The 18,189-nt window shown below is 63.8% G+C and carries 17 protein-coding genes; all 17 read left to right on the forward strand.

Going from position 1 to position 18,189, the window contains the following annotated elements; all coding sequences use genetic code 11:
• The first annotated feature begins 13 nt into the window (after positions 1 to 13).
• The gene (locus tag AC56PL_RS18920; protein WP_497154747.1) at positions 14 to 1,720 is read left to right on the forward strand and encodes a terminase large subunit domain-containing protein; all 1,707 of its coding nucleotides are present in this window, start codon (positions 14 to 16) and stop codon (positions 1,718 to 1,720) included.
• A gap of 10 nt (positions 1,721 to 1,730) precedes the next feature.
• Positions 1,731 to 3,140 carry a phage portal protein gene (locus AC56PL_RS18925; RefSeq protein ID WP_497154748.1) on the forward strand — a complete coding sequence of 470 codons (1,410 nt, stop codon included), beginning with the start codon at positions 1,731 to 1,733 and terminating at the stop codon, positions 3,138 to 3,140.
• Positions 3,124 to 4,347 (forward strand): VG15 protein, encoded by a 1,224-nt coding sequence (locus tag AC56PL_RS18930; RefSeq protein ID WP_497154749.1) that lies wholly within the window; start codon positions 3,124 to 3,126, stop codon positions 4,345 to 4,347. The genes AC56PL_RS18925 and AC56PL_RS18930 overlap by 17 nt, the downstream gene beginning before the upstream one ends.
• Positions 4,337 to 4,675, forward strand: a complete 339-nt coding sequence (locus tag AC56PL_RS18935) for a hypothetical protein (protein WP_497154750.1) — start codon at positions 4,337 to 4,339, stop codon at positions 4,673 to 4,675. The genes AC56PL_RS18930 and AC56PL_RS18935 overlap by 11 nt, the downstream gene beginning before the upstream one ends.
• 145 nt (positions 4,676 to 4,820) lie before the next feature.
• Positions 4,821 to 5,345: a hypothetical protein gene (locus tag AC56PL_RS18940; protein ID WP_497154751.1), complete on the forward strand. Its 525-nt coding sequence runs from the start codon at positions 4,821 to 4,823 to the stop codon at positions 5,343 to 5,345.
• Positions 5,346 to 5,407: 62 nt separating this feature from the next.
• Complete coding sequence (locus AC56PL_RS18945; protein ID WP_497154752.1) at positions 5,408 to 6,376, forward strand: phage major capsid protein; 969 nt, start codon at positions 5,408 to 5,410, stop codon at positions 6,374 to 6,376.
• 64 nt (positions 6,377 to 6,440) lie between these two features.
• The gene (locus tag AC56PL_RS18950; RefSeq protein WP_497154753.1) at positions 6,441 to 6,845 is read left to right on the forward strand and encodes a hypothetical protein; all 405 of its coding nucleotides are present in this window, start codon (positions 6,441 to 6,443) and stop codon (positions 6,843 to 6,845) included.
• The gene (locus AC56PL_RS18955) at positions 6,836 to 7,180 is read left to right on the forward strand and encodes a hypothetical protein (RefSeq protein ID WP_497154754.1); all 345 of its coding nucleotides are present in this window, start codon (positions 6,836 to 6,838) and stop codon (positions 7,178 to 7,180) included. Before AC56PL_RS18950 ends, AC56PL_RS18955 begins: the two co-directional genes overlap by 10 nt.
• Positions 7,180 to 7,386, forward strand: a complete 207-nt coding sequence (locus AC56PL_RS18960) for a hypothetical protein (protein WP_497154755.1) — start codon at positions 7,180 to 7,182, stop codon at positions 7,384 to 7,386. The genes AC56PL_RS18955 and AC56PL_RS18960 overlap by 1 nt, the downstream gene beginning before the upstream one ends.
• 260 nt (positions 7,387 to 7,646) lie before the next feature.
• Positions 7,647 to 8,063 (forward strand): hypothetical protein, encoded by a 417-nt coding sequence (locus AC56PL_RS18965; RefSeq protein ID WP_497154756.1) that lies wholly within the window; start codon positions 7,647 to 7,649, stop codon positions 8,061 to 8,063.
• Between the two features lie 68 nt (positions 8,064 to 8,131).
• Complete coding sequence (locus AC56PL_RS18970; RefSeq protein WP_497154757.1) at positions 8,132 to 8,731, forward strand: phage tail tube protein; 600 nt, start codon at positions 8,132 to 8,134, stop codon at positions 8,729 to 8,731.
• 97 nt (positions 8,732 to 8,828) lie between these two features.
• Positions 8,829 to 9,200: a hypothetical protein gene (locus AC56PL_RS18975; RefSeq protein WP_497154758.1), complete on the forward strand. Its 372-nt coding sequence runs from the start codon at positions 8,829 to 8,831 to the stop codon at positions 9,198 to 9,200.
• 134 nt (positions 9,201 to 9,334) lie between these two features.
• On the forward strand, positions 9,335 to 9,577 hold the full coding sequence (locus AC56PL_RS18980; RefSeq protein WP_497154759.1) for a hypothetical protein: 243 nt from the start codon (positions 9,335 to 9,337) through the stop codon (positions 9,575 to 9,577).
• Positions 9,578 to 14,968 carry a phage tail tape measure protein gene (locus AC56PL_RS18985; protein WP_497154760.1) on the forward strand — a complete coding sequence of 1,797 codons (5,391 nt, stop codon included), beginning with the start codon at positions 9,578 to 9,580 and terminating at the stop codon, positions 14,966 to 14,968. It begins immediately after the preceding gene.
• Positions 14,965 to 15,888: a hypothetical protein gene (locus AC56PL_RS18990; protein ID WP_497154761.1), complete on the forward strand. Its 924-nt coding sequence runs from the start codon at positions 14,965 to 14,967 to the stop codon at positions 15,886 to 15,888. The genes AC56PL_RS18985 and AC56PL_RS18990 overlap by 4 nt, the downstream gene beginning before the upstream one ends.
• Positions 15,885 to 17,564: a Gp37-like protein gene (locus AC56PL_RS18995; protein WP_497154762.1), complete on the forward strand. Its 1,680-nt coding sequence runs from the start codon at positions 15,885 to 15,887 to the stop codon at positions 17,562 to 17,564. The genes AC56PL_RS18990 and AC56PL_RS18995 overlap by 4 nt, the downstream gene beginning before the upstream one ends.
• Complete coding sequence (locus tag AC56PL_RS19000; RefSeq protein WP_497154763.1) at positions 17,564 to 18,139, forward strand: phage gene 29 protein family protein; 576 nt, start codon at positions 17,564 to 17,566, stop codon at positions 18,137 to 18,139. Before AC56PL_RS18995 ends, AC56PL_RS19000 begins: the two co-directional genes overlap by 1 nt.
• The last annotated feature ends 50 nt before the right edge of the window (positions 18,140 to 18,189 follow it).

Raw genomic sequence — 18,189 nt, forward strand, 5'->3', positions numbered from 1 at the left:
GGCGTGGTGCACGTTGCCGTGGCCGTCCGATCCGGATGAGAAGCAGCAACTGGCCGCCGCGTCGCTGGGTCCGTTGCTCATCAGGTGGGCCGAGAACCGACTGATGCCTGAGGAGTTCGAGGAGTTCGGCCCCGGGCTGACGGACTATCAGACCGGTCGGGATTGGCGGTTCACGCCGGGCCAGAAGCGGTTCCTGATCCTTTGGTACTCGTACGATGACCGCGGTCGGTTCGTTTACCGCTCGGGTGTGAAGCGCGGCGCGAAGGGAACGGGCAAGGATCCGTTCGGGGCGGCGATGTGCAACCTCGAACTCGTCGGTCCGTCCCAGTTGTTGTTCGACAAGCGGACTGGGCTGGGTGAGGGCATTGCTCACCGGATGCCGTTGGTGCAGATCTCGTCGAACTCGGAAGCGCAGTCGAAAGACATGCTGCGCATTGCGAATGCGATGTGGTCCCGAGAGGCGAAGGACTGGCACGAGCTCGACACCGGTGAGACCCGCACGATCCTGAAGGGTCGCGGTCGCCTCGAGGTGCTGACAGCGTCGGAAGCGTCGTCCGAGGGTGACCCGGCGACGTTCATCGCGTTGAACGAGTCGCACCACATGACAGAAAGCTCCGGCGGCCATCGGGTCACCGAGGTCGCACGACGGAACGTCGGTAAGTCGCCGGCCACGTTGCAGGCCCGCCTGTGTGAGTTCACGAACGCGCACTCGATGGGCCGGGACTCAACCGCCGAGCGGTCGTTCGAGGCGTGGCAGAAGCAGATGTCCGGTCGCTTCCGGAACCTGAAGCAAGACATCCTGTACGACTCGATCGAGGCCGACCCGAAGCTCAGCATCCTCGACCCGGAGCAGCTCAATCGCGCGCTGCGGCAGTCCTATTCGGACGCCGAGTGGGCGGACCTGGAGCGCCTGGCTGACGAGGTCCGAGACCCACGTACCCCGGTGGCCGAATCGATTCGCTTCTACCTCAACGGGCTGGCGGCGGCTGAGGACGCGTGGGTGGACCCCAGCAACTTCGACGGTTTGGCCCAGCCGGACAAGATCGTCGTCGATGGCGAGCAGATCGCGATGTTCCTGGACTGCTCGAAGTCGACGGACGCCACGGGCCTGGTCGGCGTGCGACTGTCCGACGGGCACGTCTTTGTCCTCGGTTTGTGGCAGCGCGAACACGGCGATCGCGGCAAGGGCTGGCTCGCACCACGGCACGAGGTCGACGCCAAAGTCCGAGAAACGTTCGCCCGCTACAAGGTGCTGTGGTTTGGGGTCGATCCGTCACCGGCCCGCGACGACGAGAACGAGGCCCTGTACTGGGCTGATCTGATCGACGCCTGGCACCGCGACTTCAGCAAGGTCCTCCCGCTGTGGGCCACTCCCGGCGCCCAGCAGGGGCATTCGGTGAAGTTCGACATGCGGCTGTCTCAGCGCGGTGCGGTGTACCGCAACCAGGCGTTCACGGAGATGGCCGAGCTGGTCGCGAAGCAGATCGACGAGGACAAGACCCTCAGTCATGACGGCGACCCCGGCCTCCGGATGCACGTGCACCAGGCGAAGCGACGGCCCAACCAGTGGGGTGTCTCGCTCGGCAAGGAGAACCGCGACTCGAAACGCCTTGTCGACCTTGCGGTGTGCATGGTCGGCGCGCTTCTCGGCCGCCGCCTGGTCCTGAACAGCGGCCTGGACAAGACCAAACAGAAAACCGGCAAGGCGACGTTCGTGTGAGGGGGTGGTGATGCTCAAATACGAGGAGATCCGTCCACTCGTCATGAAGATGTGGTCGATGCACTCATCTGAGTTGCTCAAGTTCGACATGCTGCACGAGTACGTCAACGGAAAACGTGGCGTCCCGCGAGTTCCCGACGATGCAGATGCCGACGTCAAAGACCTCGCGAAGCTGGCGCCGAAGAACGTGTTGTCGCTCGTCCGAGATTCGTTCGCGCAGAGCCTCTCGGTCGTGGGTTACCGCGCAGCGTCATCGCGCGAGAACCTGCCCGCGTGGGCGATGTGGCAGCGCAACCGGATGGATGCGCACCAAGCTGAGATCTACCGCGCTGCACTGGTCTACGGCGTCGCATATGTGGCGGTCGAGCCGAGTCCCGCCGGCCCTGTGTTCAAGGTGCGGTCACCGCGTCAGCTGATCGCAGTGTACGAAGACCCGCAAGTCGACCCGTGGCCGCAGTACGCACTCGAGGTATGGATCGACACGTCGGACGGTGAGCCGCGCCGAAAGGCACAGTTCTACGACGACACCCACGTGTACCCGCTGGACCTTGGCAGGATCGCCACCGTCAGCACTGAGGGCGATCACAAAATCATGCCCGTTACCGTCTCCGAGAATGGTTTCGGCATCCCCGTGGAACACCACGCGGGGGTCTGCCCGGTCGTGCGGTACATCAACGGTCGCGACGCAGAAGACTTGATCGTCGGGGAGATCGAACCCCTGATCACGCTGCAGCGCGCCATCAACTCGGTCAACTTCGACCGATTGATCGTTTCCCGCTTCGGCGCGTTCCCCCAGAAGGTCATTTCCGGATGGGCCGGGACGGCCGAGGAAGTCCTCGCGGCCTCGGCGAAGCGAGTCTGGGCGTTTGCAGACGAGGTCAAGACGTCGTCATTCGAACCTGCGTCGCTGTCCGGCTACAACGATCTGCTCGCCGAGATGCTCGAGCACGTCGCTATGGTCGCGCAGATCTCCCCCGTCCGCGTCGCCGGAAAGCTGATCAACATCGGCGCAGAGACGCTCGCCGCAGCGGAGAAGAACGAGCAACGCAAACTCGACTCGAAACGCGAATCGTTCGGCGAATCCCACGAGCAGCTCCTGCAGCTCGGCGGCCGGATGGACAACGACCCGGAGACCAGGGACGACGACGCCGGCGAAATGGTGTGGCGCGACACAGAGGCCCGCGCGTTCGGGGCAGTTGTCGACGGCATCACGAAGCTCGCGACAGCGGGTATTCCGATCGACGCGCTCCTGCACCTGGTTCCCGGAATGACACAGCAACAGATCGTCGGCATTCAGGACTCGATGCGTTCGGTGCGGGTGGCAGGCCTGGTGAGCACGCTCAAGGGCGCGGCCGACCAGGCCAAGACGGATCCAGCGGTCAACGATCTCGCGACCAGGACGAATGCCGTCGATCGATGAGGTCGAGCAGATCCAATCTCTGCTCGACGACCTCAACGCGCTCGCGGTCCGCGATCTGACCGCGGTCTGGCGGCAAATTCAGCATCTGGACTTCCAGACTGTCCTGTTGTGGCTTGAGCAGACGACACCCGAGATTGCAGCCGAATACACAGCGGCGTCAGCTGAAGTTACCGCGCAGTGGTATGCCGAGCAGGTCCCAGAGTCGACGTTTTCCGCTCAGCCAGCGGAGATTCCGATTGAACGGATCGAAGCGTCAGCGCGGTGGGCAGCGACGGCAATGCTGACCGACACAGCGACGATGCCGCTCGATCTCTTGGCCGGCTCATTGCAGCGCATGGTCTTCGACGCATCGCGCGACACGATCGTCGCGAACGCGGAACGTGAAACCGGAACGCGCTGGGCCCGCTACGCATCGGCGACCGCCTGCAGTTTCTGCCGCATGCTCGCCACCCGCGGCTCGGTCTACGCCTCGCGACAGTCAGCCACCTCGGTGGTTGGGCGCGGCCAGAGTCTCAACAGGACCCGCGGCACTCGAGGCGTCGGCTCCAAGTTTCACGACAACTGCAAATGCATCGCCGTACCTGTACGGCCGGGCCGATCGTATGAACCTCCGAGCTACATCGGGCGATGGGAAGCGGACTACGTCGCCGCGCGCAAAGCAGGGCTGACTGATCCGAAATCGATCACCAAACACATGGACCAGGCTGACAAGGACCGTCGGGCCACCCCCGCGAGCGGCACTGGCGGCCGGAAGCCGCCCACAAAGCCACCCAGCGGCGGTCAAGCGGTATCGGGCGCAGATGAACCACGCGGCTCAGTCGACACGTCACTCGTCAATGAAGGCAGCCTGCATCCGCACGAGAAGCGAACGGCGGACAGACTCGCCGCCATTGGCCACACCGTGGTCTTCCAACCCGCTTCAGAAATCCACGGTGAGAAATCCGCCGACGTGACCCTCGATGGCGACCTATGGGAGATGAAGACTCTGACCCGGGCGACGCCCAATGCGGTCACCCAGGCCATCCGACACGGCCGACGGCAGGCCGACCGGGTCGTCGTCGACCTGAATGAGGCCGGTCCGTTCGATCCCGACGAAATGAAGGCGATAGCTCAACGGGCCGCAGCGCGATACGCTGATGGGAAGTTGATCTGGCTGCTTGGGCCAGACAATTTCGATGTCAGGATTGGAGGCCCGAATGTCGAATAGCGCATCCATCGACCTCTGGGGCCCAGCGTCAGCCGAGGAGATCGCGGACGTCCTTTCCCCGCTACTCGGTGAACGTCTGAACGACGACAAACCATACTTCCGGCTCGGCGACACCGACCTCATCAACATCGACGAGGACGTAACCGTCACCCGGGACAACTTGGACGGTGCACCGTTCTGGATCGACATCGTCGCCGGCTCTTCCGACCAGCAAGATCGGTATCTCGATGAGGTATTCGATCGCCTGGTTAGTGAGACGAAATGGAATCTTGAAGCCCTGCGAGCTGGCGGAGAACCCGGCCGCACGCGAATCGTGAAAGCGGCCTAACCACCCGACACAGAAGCCCCCGTGAGCAACGCTCCGGGGGTTTTCTTATGCCCCAATACTCCCCGACCCACTTCCCCAGGGCCGGGCGGGCGCGACGGTCTGCGCAACCAAAGTGACCGGATGCTGACGAGCTACGGAGAACAAATTGAGTGACACAGGTACGGAAAACGCCGAAGGCAACGAGAACGACAAGGGTGCCGAGGGTGGAACCGGTTCGGAGAACCAGGCCAAAGACGAAGGCAAGACCTTCACGCAGGCCGACGTCGACCGAATCATCGGTGAACGTCTCGCTCGCGAGAACATCTCCGAATTGAAGGACAAGGCAACGAAGTTCGATGCACACGTTGCTGAGACCCAGACCGCAACACAGAAGCTCGAAGCCGAACGGGACGCAGAACGCAAGGCGGCCAAAGAGGCGAGGGAGGACGCAGCTCGGGAACGAGCAGCTCGCACCTACAGCCTGACCGACGAAGACCTCGAACTCCTCGAGGGCGTTCCGGCGGACAAGTTCGACGCGAAGGCCAAGGCTCTCGCGGCCCGCATCAAGGCTCAATCGGGAGACACCGGCAAGAAGAAGACCGGCGCTCTCCGGTCTGGTGCATCAGGCGCCGGATCAACTACCACCGCCAAAGAGCGCGCCGCCGAGGCGCTGCGCTCCCTCCAGCGGTAGAAATCCCATCCCCGACCGACCGCGTCGTGGGATTTGCCATGACAGAAAGGAATTGATCAATCATGGCTGACATCACTCGTTCCGACGTGGCCGCGCTCATCCAGGAGGGATATGCCCCCGACTTCCTGGCCCACGCCACGAAGAACTCCCAGGCCCTGGCCGCGTTCCCCACCAAGAACATGGGAACCAAGACCGTCCGCATGCCCGTGCTGGCTACCAAGCCCCACGCCAAGTGGGTCGGTGAGTCCGCGACAGAGGACATCGGCAAAAAGCCGACGGCCAAGGCCACCTGGGGCAAGAAAGAGTTGGTCGCCGAAGAGCTCGCCGTGATCGTCCCGATCCACGAAAACGCGATCGACGACGCCACCGAGGACACCCTCGGCGAGATCACCCGACTCGGCGCCGAGGCCATCGCATTCGCGCTCGACGCTGCCGTGTTCTTCGGCATCCAGAAGCCGTCGACGTGGACCTCCCCGGATCTATTCGCCTCGGCTACCGCCGGAGGGAACCTCTTCGAGGTTGGGGCTCTTGGCACCGAGGACGACCTCGCGGGCTCGATCCTGCAGGCCGCTGGTTCGGTCGCGGATCTGTACGATCCCTCCGCGATCCTCGCCCGAAAGGGTTTGCGGTACAAGCTCGCGAACCTCCGGAACGCTGACGGCACCCCGATCTTCACTCCATCGGCATCGACCGGTCCGGACGCCCGAGACGACGTCCACGGTCTGCACGCCTACTGGGTGCAGGGCACCGTCGATGACGGCTCCGGAGGCGACCAGCCCGTCTGGGACCCTGCCGACGCTGAGGCCCTCGTGGTCGACTCGTCCCGTGTCGTGATCGGTGTCCGCCAGGACATCACCGTCAAGTTCCTCGACCAGGCCACCGTCGGTGGCATCAACCTGGCCGAGCGGGACATGGTCGCCTTGCGATTCAAGGCGCGGTTCGCGTACGCGCTCGGCAACAACATCGCCACAGGGTCCGCGGCACACACCTCGTCGCCCGTGGCCGCGGTCGTCCCGTCGAGCGGCTCCTGATCTATCTCACCTGTGACCGCCTCCCCCGGATCTGTTCTGGGGGAGGCGGAAGGGAGCTGAACTGATGGTGCTAGCAACCCGTGAGGACGTGAGGAAACGGCTTGGCCGGGACCTCACTGACGAAGACGTTGCCCGTGTCGACGGGCTCCTCGAAGAAGCATCAGCGACCGTCGAGGGCTACCTCAGGCGTGTGTACATCGACGACCTGACAACCGATCCACCCACACCGCCGTTGATTCCTTCGTCGGTGGTGATCGTGGTGTCTCGCATGGTGGCCCGCGTGCTCGACAACGGTGACACCGACGGCGCAGAGAATCAGATGACGGCGGGGCCATACAGCTTCAGCCGGAAACCTGCGGACACCACCGGCGGACCGTGGCTGTCGAAGGCCGACAAGCAGGCCCTTGCTGGTACCCGCACATGGGCGGTCTCCGTCCCGATGATCTCGGAACGCCGCCAATGCCCCTGAATCCGCCACTGTTGTTCGAGGTCGGGCACAGGGCCTACACCGGCACCGGTGAGGACGCGAACGGCAACGAAGTCAAGACCTGGGCGGACCCAGTGCCGCGCCGGGTCTACGGCTGGGGGCCACCGCAGTCGACCGAACCGAAACTCGCCGGCCACAACCGAGTGGTCATCGAGGTCGAACTGCTCGTCCCACCCGGGTTCGTCTGCACGCCAGACGATATCGAGGTCCTGGACGGTGTCGAGTACGAGGTGGTCGGTGACGTCGAGGAGTACAACCACAATCCGTTCGGCTGGAATCCTGGCGGAGTGGTCAACCTGAAGCGGGTGACTGGCTGATGAAGACCTTGTTCGTCGAGTGGATCAATCCTGAAAAGGGTGCCGACAAATCGAGTTTCGCGGGTGACCGCGTCGAGTTCATGACCGAACCGTCCGGTGCACTCCTCGTGTTCGAGTCACCAGGCAAGCCTGTGGCGGCGTACGGCCCGGGTGTGTGGACCAGGATCTACGACAACCGCGTCGAACCGGTAGTAGCTGATGGCTAGGGTGCGGTTCGTCCAGAATCGTGACGCCCTATACGAGGTTCGACGGATGCCCGGCGCTGTCAGTGCGACGGACGCGTACGCAGCTCGTGTAGCTGCGATCGCGAACGCCGAAGGCAAAGGAACGTACGCGGTCGGCTCCCAACAGGGCGCTCGTCGACCCCAAGGCCGCTGGCGTTCAACTGTTGTCACGGCCGACTGGAAGTCGATGCGAAACAATCTGAAGCACAACACGTTGCTCAAGGCGCTCGGTCGGGTGACTGGTGGCTGACGTTCCGGAGGTTCCCGAGCTACCTCTCCGCCCTATTATCGCGTCGATTCTTGCGCCGGTGTTCCCGGGAGTGAAGGTCGCGACGAAGGTCCCCAGTCCGATTCCGCCGAAGTTCATCAAGGTCGAACGTGCCGGTGGCAGCAGCCAATGGGCGATCGACTACCCGCTGGTGATTCTGCAGTTCTACGCCCCGACCGACATCGAGTGCGAACAGATGTCGTACCAGGCCCGGACCGCGTTGCGCGCTGCTCGCGGCCACATCCACGCCGGCGCAATCATCAACTCCTGGGGCGCCGGTGGACCGGACAACCCTTGGGGTGCTGGCGGCCCCCACAATTTTCCCGACGTGGAAGCGTCACGGGAGAGATGGCAGTACACCGGAGTCCTCGGAATCTCCACTGCCCCATAGCTTCACCATTCCGAAATCCCCTTCAAAGCAGGCCCGTTCCGCAATCGCCTTGAAAGGGGCTATTTGTCATGGCTGACGTCACCAATGCTTTCGTTGCCACGCCGCCGATTGATGGTGGCGTTCTGTTCGCTGCACCGCTGGGCACCACGCTGCCCACCGATGCGACTACCGCTCTCGTCCAGGCACTGCTCGACGGAGATCACGGCACCGTGGGTGAAGACGGATTCACCGTCAACCCGTCGCGGTCGACGACCAAGAAAAAGAAGTTCGGCGGTGGCACGTTCCTCGTGCTGCAGACCGACTTCGAGGAGACCGTCAAGATCCGACTGCTCGAGGACGACAACCTCAACGTCCTCAAGTCGGTGTTCGGTGATGCGAACGTCATCGTCGAAGAGGCCGACGACACCCACGGCACCAGGAAGAAGATCTTCCACACCGCGGCGCCGATGCCGATCAAGTCGTATGTGCTGGAGGCGGTCTCGGGCGCCAAGGCTAAGCGCTACGTGATCGAGCGCGGGCAGGTGTCCGAGGTGGCCGAGATCAAGAACGTCCACTCGGATACCACCGACTACGAGATCACGATCGACTGCCTCGAGTCGTCCATCGCGAACAACAACTACGCGACTGTCGCGGAGTTCCGCGACGACGGAGTCACCTCCGGCTCCTGACCCAATCCCACCCGGCGAGGTTCCATCCCTCGGAACGGGCCTGCCCTCGCCGGGTGGGCTTCGGCCCGTTCTGAATTCGTGAAAGGCCCGTTCCGATATGGCAAACAAAAAGGTTCCGCGCCCCGCATCGTCTCTCAAGAAGAACCGCTGGGAGTTCGACATCGAGGTTGACGGAGAAACGCAGACTCATTCGCTCCCGAAGTTGCAGTTCCTAGGGCGGCGCGGTTTCAAGTTCATGCAGGAGCAGCGACCCGAACTTGAAGGGGTGGACAAAGATACCCCCGCGGGCCAGCAGGCCGCACATGTCGCGGGCATCGAGCTGACCATCGAACTCGTCAAGATCGTGAACTCTACTCTTGGCGCGATCATCGAGGACCTCGAAGACGACCAGATCGACTGGATTGCAGCGAACTGGCAGGAAGCGTCCGGGGTGTCTGTGGGGGAATCCGAAGCCTCCTCCGGCTCCTAGACGAGCACGGGGAGGCTCTCGAAGCCGACCTCCTAGTCCGCGGTTACCGACTCACCGAGCTCGGGACCGACGATTTCACCTGGCGCGACCTGAAGCTCATCGTCGCGAGCCTCCCACCCGACGCCACATCGGCGTTGTGGCGGTCGCGTAACCCGCAGAACTACGGCTACGACCTTGTCGTCCAGGGGCTGCTGCGCGTCGAGTACGCCATCAACGTTCTGACGTGGCGTATCGGCGGATCGATCGCTGAGTTTCAGCCGATCCCGCCAACGATTCCCGGCACCGCACCAGCCGAGTCCGAACGGCCTGCCCGTAAGCGTCTGACCGCTGCGGAGATTCGCGCCAATCACCAGAAGAGATTCCGCAGAGGAGGCTAGATGGCTGTCGAAATCGGTACCGCATATCTGTCGATCGTCCCCGAGACATCACAGATCCCTCGCGGTATTTCGGCAGCCCTGGGACAGGCGTCGCGCGGTGCTGACCGTGCTGGACAGGACACCGGCAACCGGTTCGCGAATGGACTTCAGGGTGCAGTCCGCAAGGTCGGCCCGGGTCTACTCGCGCTGGCCGGTGTGGGTGGTCTGACTGCGGCGTTGACGTCGGTGGTGTCGACCGGCAACTCGTTCACGACGTCGATGAACACGATGCAGGCTGTGTCGCGCGGGTCCGCAGAGCAGATGCGGGAGGTGTCGGCGGCGGCCCGGGAGCTGGCCAACGACACCAGCCTTCCCGCAACGTCCGCGACGGACGCGGCCGCGGCGATGGTCGAGCTGGCCAAGGGCGGTTTCACTGTCGAGCAGTCGATGTCGGCGGCACGCGGCACCCTGCAGCTGGCCGCCGCAGCCCAGATCGATGCCGCGTCCGCGGCGACAATTCAGAGCCAGGCACTGCAGGCATTCGGCCAGTCCGCCGCCTACGCGGGCACGACTGCCGACATCCTCGCCAACGCCGCCAACGCATCGTCCGCCGAGATAACCGACGTCGCTCAAGCCCTCCAACAGTCCGGTACGGTCGCGAACCAGTTTGGTCTGTCGATGCAGGACACGGCCGCCGCGATCGCGATGATGGCGAACGCCGGCATCCAAGGGTCCGACGCTGGCACGCTGCTCAAGTCCGCGCTGCTGGCGCTGACCGATCAGTCCGAGCCGGCGCAGGGTGCGATCGAAGAGCTCGGCATCCAGGTGTACGACGCGCAGGGCAGGTTCGTGGGCCTGCACAAGCTGTTCGGTGACCTGAACGCTGCGTCGAAGACGATGACGGACGAGCAGTACCAGGCCGCCACCGCGACCCTGTTCGGCTCGGACGCTATGCGTTTGGCCGGTATCGCCGCGCAGCAAGGGTCCGAGGGCTACGACCAGATGGTCGATGCCATGGGCCGTCAGGGCGCCGCCGCCGAAGTCGCGGCCGCCCAAACCCAAGGCCTTCCGGGCGCATGGGAGCGGTTCAAGAACGCGATGGAGACCGCGTCTCTCGGAATCTACGACGTCATCGACGGCCCCCTGACCGGCGCGGCAGACGGCGCAACAAACTTGGTCTCCAACCTGATGTCGATGGCCGAGACCGCCGGCCCGAAGGTCGGGAGCTTCTTCCAGGGAATCGGCTCGGATATTGCAGGCGCATACCAGTCCCTGCAGGACTCCGGCAAGATCGAAGACTGGGGTACGCGTCTCACCAACATCTGGAACCAGTTGTCAGAGGCCGGAACCAACCTGGCGCCAGTCGTCCTGCAGTTCTCCGAGGTCGCCGGTAAGGCAGCTGCTGCAATGGGTTTCGCTGCGTGGGAATCGTTGCTCGCAGTCGTTGAAGCAACTACGACCATTCTCAGTGTGGGGATCGTACCCACCTTGCAGTTGGTCGCCGACCTTGCTGAGAACAACCAGGTCCTCGTCGTCGGTCTCGTCGGCGCGTTCCTGCTGTTCAAGACAGTTCCGGCTGTAATCGGAGCTGTCCGTGGGGCTTTCACGCCGTTGGCCACTCAGATCCGCAACGTCAACACGGCGACTGCCGGGTATCGGACCACGATGACGGCGATGGGTGGCGACTTCCGGAACCTCCGCCCGCAGATCGGTGCGTACGGCGCCGCGATGCAGTCGCTGGGCAACAACTCGCAGACGTTCCGGAATATGCAAACGGGGTTCATCAACTCCTCGACCGCGGCCGGTGGATTCACGAGCGCTCTCCGTGCTGGTGTGGCGCCAGCGATGGGTGCGATCCGGACCGGCGCATCCAACCTGATCGGCGCTCTCGGCGGTATGTCCGGCGTCATGATTGCCGGAGCCGCGATCCTCGCGGTGACAATGGTGTCGTCGTACCAGAAGTCGAAGGCGGCATCTGAGAGCTACAAGGAATCAGTGCAGGACCTGGCAGCGAGCCAGGCGGCGTTCACGCAGGCCCTAATGGATTCCCGCGGTGCGGTCAACGACCAGGTGCTCGATAAGGCCGGTGCCAACATCGACGCCTATCTCGCGACCCTCGACGCTGCTGAGCAAAAACGCGGGTCGTGGATGGACACGCTCACCTCGAACCCGATAGACGGTGGCACGTTCTCGAAGCTCTTCGGCAACGACACCGAGAAGACCAAGATCAACGAGGCAGCCGACGCCTATGGCCGGATGGCTGACGAAATTCGTGGGCTCGGGTACTCGAACGACGAGCTCGAGGCGAAGCTCACCGGCGGCGCTGACACGTGGGCTGACTTCTCTGCGAAGCTGCGCGCCACCGGCGACGACGGCAAGAAGGCCGCCGACGGGATGCAGGAGTTCCGCGACAACTTCCTGAACGACCAGAACATGGCGAAGCGTCTCACACCCGGGTTTACCGAGTTGTCGGATGCGATGGCCGAGTTCGGTGACCAGACTGCGTCGGCTGAGGATAAAGCGTCCGCACTCAAGCGTGCGCTCGATGCTCTGAATCCTGCTGCCACAGCGCAGGAATCGATGGCGCGGCACAACGAGGTCATCCGTCAGGTGGCGGCGTCGACGAAGGAGGCGGCCGACGCGACCCAGGGGTTGGGCCGCGAACTGCTGACAGCGAACGGCGAGATCAACACCACGACCGGCAACGGCGGGGAATTGTTCGACGAACTCATGAAGCTGCGCGACGCCACGACCGAGGTCGCGGCCAAGGGCGGCGACATGGGTGCCGCATGGAAGAAGAACGAGGAGGCCTTCGGCCAACTCGCAACAAAGTACAAACTGTCGGTCGACGAAATCCGTGTTGCCGGTGAGTCATTGGGACTCGACAAGACAACCATCGACATGGTCATCAGCCTCAAGGGTGCCGACGAGGTCACCCAGCAGCTCGGGTTCGTGAAAGAGACATTCGACAGCGTCCCCGGGCAGAAGAGCATCGAGGTCCAGTCCGATCAGGTGACGGAAGCGACCCGGCTCAAGCTGCAGGAACTCGGCTTCACGATCACGACCATGCCTGACGGCAAGACCGTCACGATCATCGCGAACGACGGCGCCAGCCCGGCGCTGACCGCGGTAATCCAGAAGCTCACCGCGATGGGTTCGACGACCGGTGTTGCGAACATCGACCTGAACAAGTCGCAGTTCGATCTGAAGGATCAGGCAGCGCGCGCCCAGCTGCAGGGCTTGGACACGACGACAGTCAGCCCAGAGGCCGGCCTGGTCATCCAGAGACTGTTGGATGGCAAAGCCGTCTCCATGGCTGAGCTGCAGGTCTTGGATCAGACCACGTCGAACCCCAAGGTCGACATGGCGATCGACATCATCTTGCAGAAGCTCGGCATCGTCAACGGCGAAATCGATAAGACCGCGGCGCCGCGGACAGTGACGTTCAATTTCACGGACCCTGAAGGGAACCTGGTCACGTCGGGCAATGCTGGCGGAGTCCCGTATAAGCCTGGCTATTTGACGCCGGTGCCGAATGCGAACGGATCGATCCGCCAGTACGCCAACGGCGGATTCGAGAACCTGCCGTCGCAGGCCGTTATTCAGAAGACCAAGGGTGACGGACTTGTTCAATGGGCTGAGCGCGCGGCGGGACCCTGGGAGTCGTTCATCCCAGGCGATCCGTCTAAGCGTGGCCGGGCATTGGAGATTTGGCGGCAGACCGGGCATCTGCTTGGCGCTCAGTTCCAGGAGTTCGCGAACGGCGGTATCCGCGCCGACGACCTCGACCGGCTCGCGCGCGGTGAGACCGATGGTGCATCGCGTCCGCTGACGGGCGCGCCGTACGACTGGGCCGGGATCAACTGGGGTGACTGCTCGGCCGCGATGTCTGCGTTCGCACGCAAGGCCGCCGGGCTGCCCGTCTTTGCTGGCCGGTTCGCGACCGCGAGTATGGCGTCAGCGCTGCAGGCGATGGGCGCGACGATGGGCCGAGGCTCGAACGGTGACCTCCGATTCGGGTGGCTCAACGGCGGCCCCGGCGGCGGCCACACCGCGGGCACCCTCCCATCGGGGAAGAACGTCGAAATGGGCGGCAGCTACGGCGGCGGAATGTATGGCGGGTCCGTCGGCGCTGACGACCCACAGTTCACCGATCACGCGTTCTTCCCGAAGTCGATGTTCGGGCCGAGCTGGACCGACCCCGGCGCAGCGCCCGGCGGGTTCGTGATCCGCCCCGACGGGTCCATCAGCTTCGGCGGCAACGGAAACTACAGCGCCAACGGCAGCGGCAGTGGCGCCGGTGACTCCTCCGCACAGACTCCGGAGCAGAAGATCGCCTCGTCGATCTCGGACAACTTCGGTAACGCCGCGTCGGCATTCGCGAAGGGCATGACGTCCGACGTCCTCGGGATGTTCGGTATCTCCGACAGCCCGGGGTGGCTCGGCGCGGCGAGTGCTTTGCAGAGCGCGAACAGCGGTGCCTCGCAGACCCAGTCGACGACCAGCGACCCGGGCAGCACCTACCCGAAGGAAGGCGAAGACCTCGGGCCCACAGCTGGCCAGCAGGCGATGGCTCCACCGGGAGAACCCGCGTTGTTCACATCCACCGGGGATGCGATCAAGGACGCCGTCAAACGTGCATTCCAGCCGAAGGGCTGGGCTGATGGTGCGCCGTGGTCAGCGACTGAATGGATCGTCGGGAGAGAGTCCGGCTGGAATCCGCTGGCCCGCAACGGTGACGCGTTCGGGCTGTTCCAGCTACTCGGAGACGCGAAGAACCAGTACCTGCCCGATGAAAACCCCGATGCCTACATCCAGGGTTTGGCCGGCAGCAACTACATCACCGACCGGTACGGCGACCCGGAGAAGGCGAAAGCCGCCTGGGAAATCCAGGGTTGGTACGCCAACGGCGGGACGGTCGGCGGCCGAAAGGGCAAGGACAAGAACCTGATCGCCGCAACGTACGGCGAGAAGGTCACCAACGCGGTCAGCTCGTCGAAAGCGTCGACGATTCTCGACGCGATCAACGCCTCACCACGAGTCGCCGAGCAAATCGAAGGCCTGTTCACCGGTGCATCGGATGCTTTTGGTGGCGCGGCCGGCGCGGCGGTCAACTCGTTCGCGCCCGGTGCCGGTGCGGCTGTGGCCGGCGGGGTGAAGGTAGCCACCGACTGGGTCACCGATTCACTCGCGGACACCGCCCAGGTGCTGGTCGGGCAGGGCCAGCAGATGCTCGCTGACACTGCGCGCGGCTGGGTCGGCAACACGATGCCGACCGTGGCGCCGGCGCAGAACCCGACGGGCAACGACTACTCGGTGCAGATCATCAACCCCGTCTACCAATCGGAGTCCGCTGCTTTGGAAGCTCAGAAGAAGTATCAGCGGATCCAGGCGATGAGGCACGGCGGATGAGTCGCATCGAGATCGTCGGCTGCGATGACTCGTTCTGGCGGGTCCACGGCGACGAGGCCGGCGCTGAGGGTGTCGCGATGGGTGAGGACCAGGTCGACGGCGTGTACGACGCGCCGGTCAAGACGGAGTACCGGTCCCCCGCTCGCGGTCGTGGTGGCAGCCACCGCGCGACGAAGCATCAGATCCGCGACGTCACTCTCGGGTTCCACGTCGCCGGATCGGTGTATGGGGCACCGGACTACTTCGAACGGGTGTACTCGAAGTTCCGGAATGCGTTCGACTACCAGCTCGACGAGTGGGACGACGATCCGCAGTACGCCCGGATGACGTGGACGACGGACATGTCCGGTGCGCGCACGCTGAAGATGTTGCTGTCCGAAACACCGGACATGCAGACGAAGCGAGATCCAATCAAGGATCAGTACGGCAATCCGATCCTGCAACTCAAAGCGCCGCAACCATTTTGGGAGGGCGAGACCAGGGTTAAGCCTTGGTCCACCAGCGGATCGACCGGGACAGGATTCATCGAGGTGTACAACCCCGGTGACGTCCCGATGTATCAGAAGTGGGTCCTGACCCGCGGTCATTGGATTCTGCCGGACGTGTCGTGGCGGGGGCGGCGCGGCCACCGGGCCCCGGGCGGTGAGTACGCGGATCGAACCTACGACGTGATCGTGACCGACGCCAACGAGGGCGCGACGGTCGACCTCGATCCCGGCCAGCTGATGATCCGCGATGCCGCAGGAACGAACATCCTCGGCCAGCAACCTATCCAGGGCAAGTTCTTCATGCACGTCATCCCCCCGCACACCCCGAAAACACTTCTTCCGATCGCGGTCGAGGACGCACCCGTCGGCGGCGCGATGGCCCAACTCAAGCAGCCGATCCTGTGGTCGAAGCCTTTCGGAGGTGAGCTGTGAGCGTCATCGACCTCGAGGCTGACCTGCTCGAGCAGTGTGAGGCGATCTGGGCGGCCACCGAAGCGCAGAAACGTGATGAGCAGCGGCTGATCCGGGAGCCTGCTGTTGTCCGGGTCTGGGACGGTGACTGGCATCTGCATCACCTGATGCAGGTCGAGTACTCCGCTGAGTTCGAGTTCGTCGACAACGAGACCGGTCTCGGCACCACTGAACTTCCGTTTGACTCCCCTGTCGCGCAATGGATTTACGACATGTGGGGCCGCATGGAACGCGGTGAGAAGCGGAACGTCCACGTCACCGTCGACAAGACAGGCGCTCGGTGGGGTGGCCGTCTCGCTGACGTGACGGTTGAAGAGACCGAATCAGGTCAGATTCTCACTGTCGCTTGGCGATCCGACTTTGAAGAGCTGAAGTTCTATCAGCTCTGGAGCAACCCATTTCTGCCCGCCGGGGTCCAGATTCCCCGAATTTGGTTCCTCCCGGGACCAGGTCCCTGGGCCATCCTCACAAGCCTGTTCTGTAACCTCATCCGCCAGAACCTGCCGCTCTGGTCGATCCCCGACGACCCACTCGACCGCGACTCGTGGGGCGCGCTCGACCAGTCGAACTGGCCGGTCGTCATCAAACCGATCAGCTTCATGGAGTCGGTCGCCGCGGGTCACATCTGGTCGATCCCCATCTCGCGGTGGAAGAACTTCGACCAGGCCGTCAAGGCGATACTCGAAGACGGTGAGCTGTCACTCGTCACACGCCGATACCTCGAGGGCGACCCACCGCCGTGGCCCGGCGCGAACCTGAAGCACGGCACCTTGGTCGTGTCGATCGAGGACAACTCGGGTGTGTACGTCGGCACCAGCCACGGCGGTAGCCTCGCCGACGGTCTACTCCGCACGGTCGCGGAGTTCTCCGAAGACTTCATCGACTCGACCCTCGACGTCATCACCGACACTGACGTCCCCGAGGAATACTACATCCCGGGCCTGCGGCTCACGAAACCCCGCGTCCCGTACGCGATCTACCGGCCGGGCATCACCCCCGGTGTGCTGTCGGCGAAGTTCACGCAGACGCCGGCGACCGCGATCCAGATCAACACCGGCGGCCACAGCATGCCGGGCGTCAATGAGGCGATCTCCGCGACGATCCAGGCGATCGGTGACGTCGTCGGCAACCAGCTGCAGATCGGCGGCCTAGGCGGCGCCGCTGACGCGCTCCTGAAACCGATCTACGAGGACACCCTCCTGGCGTGGATGTCGGTGAAGAGTCTGCAGCGCGCACAGCAGGCCGGCTGGTCGCGGTATTTCGAGTGGTTCCAGGACGGCGCCGACAAGGCCTACACACTGTCTTCGCTGATGGTCCTGCGGGCTGGCATGTGGACGACGCGGACGTGGTTCTCCCACGAACTGAACGTGATGAACAACGAGCCGTTCATCGTCGGGGACAACGGTCTCGGTCACCTGTTCACCGGGTCCCGGGTCGGATCCACGGTCCCCGGTGATCCGACCGGCCGCATCCACATGGACCGCATCAAGAAGTGCGTTCTGGCGTGGGACGAAGATCACGCCGAGGACTGGACGCTCTCGATCGGCGACGACAAGAAGAACGTCGATCCGATGGTCCGGGTGTGGGAGCGCCTCGAATCTTACGGCGGCGCACTGCATGACGTGGGGGTTGCTTGATGAATGACGATGGCAGGACGTACGACGCGGAGGCAGCAGCCGCGTCTCGTTCCGCTGGTGAAGCGATCCGCCGGGTCGCGGCGATCGAGGAGAAGCTCGCCGATCAGGAACAGGCCATGACCGATCCCCGACAGCGACCGTGGCTGAAGAAGAACCAATTCCCGACGCGGGAGAACTGCAACCCGAACTGCCCAGAAGAAGCATTCCTATGGATGCTCGTCGGGAAGCCAGGCCTCAAAGGCGCACCGCTGGACTACCCGCTGACTTACATGCCGCTGGTGTCACGGCGGATCTGGGACTGCGGTGGACGGCCCGCTGACTGCGACGACGATTTCAAAACGACTGCGGCACCGGTCATCAAGTACCGGCGGCCGGCGAACGACTCCCCGAACTGGCTGACGTCGCCGGGTAAGTGGGTGGGCATCAACGAGCCGGACCGTCCGGTGAAACCGCTCGCGAAGATCATCGGCGCGATGCCGATCCAGGATCGTGCCGCGGCGAAAGACGCTGCTGAGCAGGCGAAGGCGAAGGCCCAGCAGATCATCGACGAACTCGAGGCGGCGTCCGGGCCGTGATCGACCGGTTGCGGGAACTGCCATTCGAAGTGCTCGCACTCATCTGCGCC

The organism is Williamsia sp. Y721 (genome assembly GCF_059683565.1).

Bases quoted from the DNA above. Each gene is read 5' to 3' on its own strand.
- AC56PL_RS18925 (WP_497154748.1), top strand. From the start codon at position 1,731: ATGCTCAAATACGAGGAGATCCGTCCACTCGTCATGAAGATGTGGTCG.
- AC56PL_RS18930 (WP_497154749.1), top strand. From the start codon at position 3,124: ATGCCGTCGATCGATGAGGTCGAGCAGATCCAATCTCTGCTCGACGAC.
- AC56PL_RS18935 (WP_497154750.1), top strand. From the start codon at position 4,337: ATGTCGAATAGCGCATCCATCGACCTCTGGGGCCCAGCGTCAGCCGAG.
- AC56PL_RS18945 (WP_497154752.1), top strand. From the start codon at position 5,408: ATGGCTGACATCACTCGTTCCGACGTGGCCGCGCTCATCCAGGAGGGA.
- AC56PL_RS18950 (WP_497154753.1), top strand. From the start codon at position 6,441: ATGGTGCTAGCAACCCGTGAGGACGTGAGGAAACGGCTTGGCCGGGAC.
- AC56PL_RS18955 (WP_497154754.1), top strand. From the start codon at position 6,836: ATGCCCCTGAATCCGCCACTGTTGTTCGAGGTCGGGCACAGGGCCTAC.
- AC56PL_RS18960 (WP_497154755.1), top strand. From the start codon at position 7,180: ATGAAGACCTTGTTCGTCGAGTGGATCAATCCTGAAAAGGGTGCCGAC.
- AC56PL_RS18970 (WP_497154757.1), top strand. From the start codon at position 8,132: ATGGCTGACGTCACCAATGCTTTCGTTGCCACGCCGCCGATTGATGGT.
- AC56PL_RS18975 (WP_497154758.1), top strand. From the start codon at position 8,829: ATGGCAAACAAAAAGGTTCCGCGCCCCGCATCGTCTCTCAAGAAGAAC.
- AC56PL_RS18985 (WP_497154760.1), top strand. From the start codon at position 9,578: ATGGCTGTCGAAATCGGTACCGCATATCTGTCGATCGTCCCCGAGACA.
- AC56PL_RS18990 (WP_497154761.1), top strand. From the start codon at position 14,965: ATGAGTCGCATCGAGATCGTCGGCTGCGATGACTCGTTCTGGCGGGTC.
- AC56PL_RS19000 (WP_497154763.1), top strand. From the start codon at position 17,564: ATGAATGACGATGGCAGGACGTACGACGCGGAGGCAGCAGCCGCGTCT.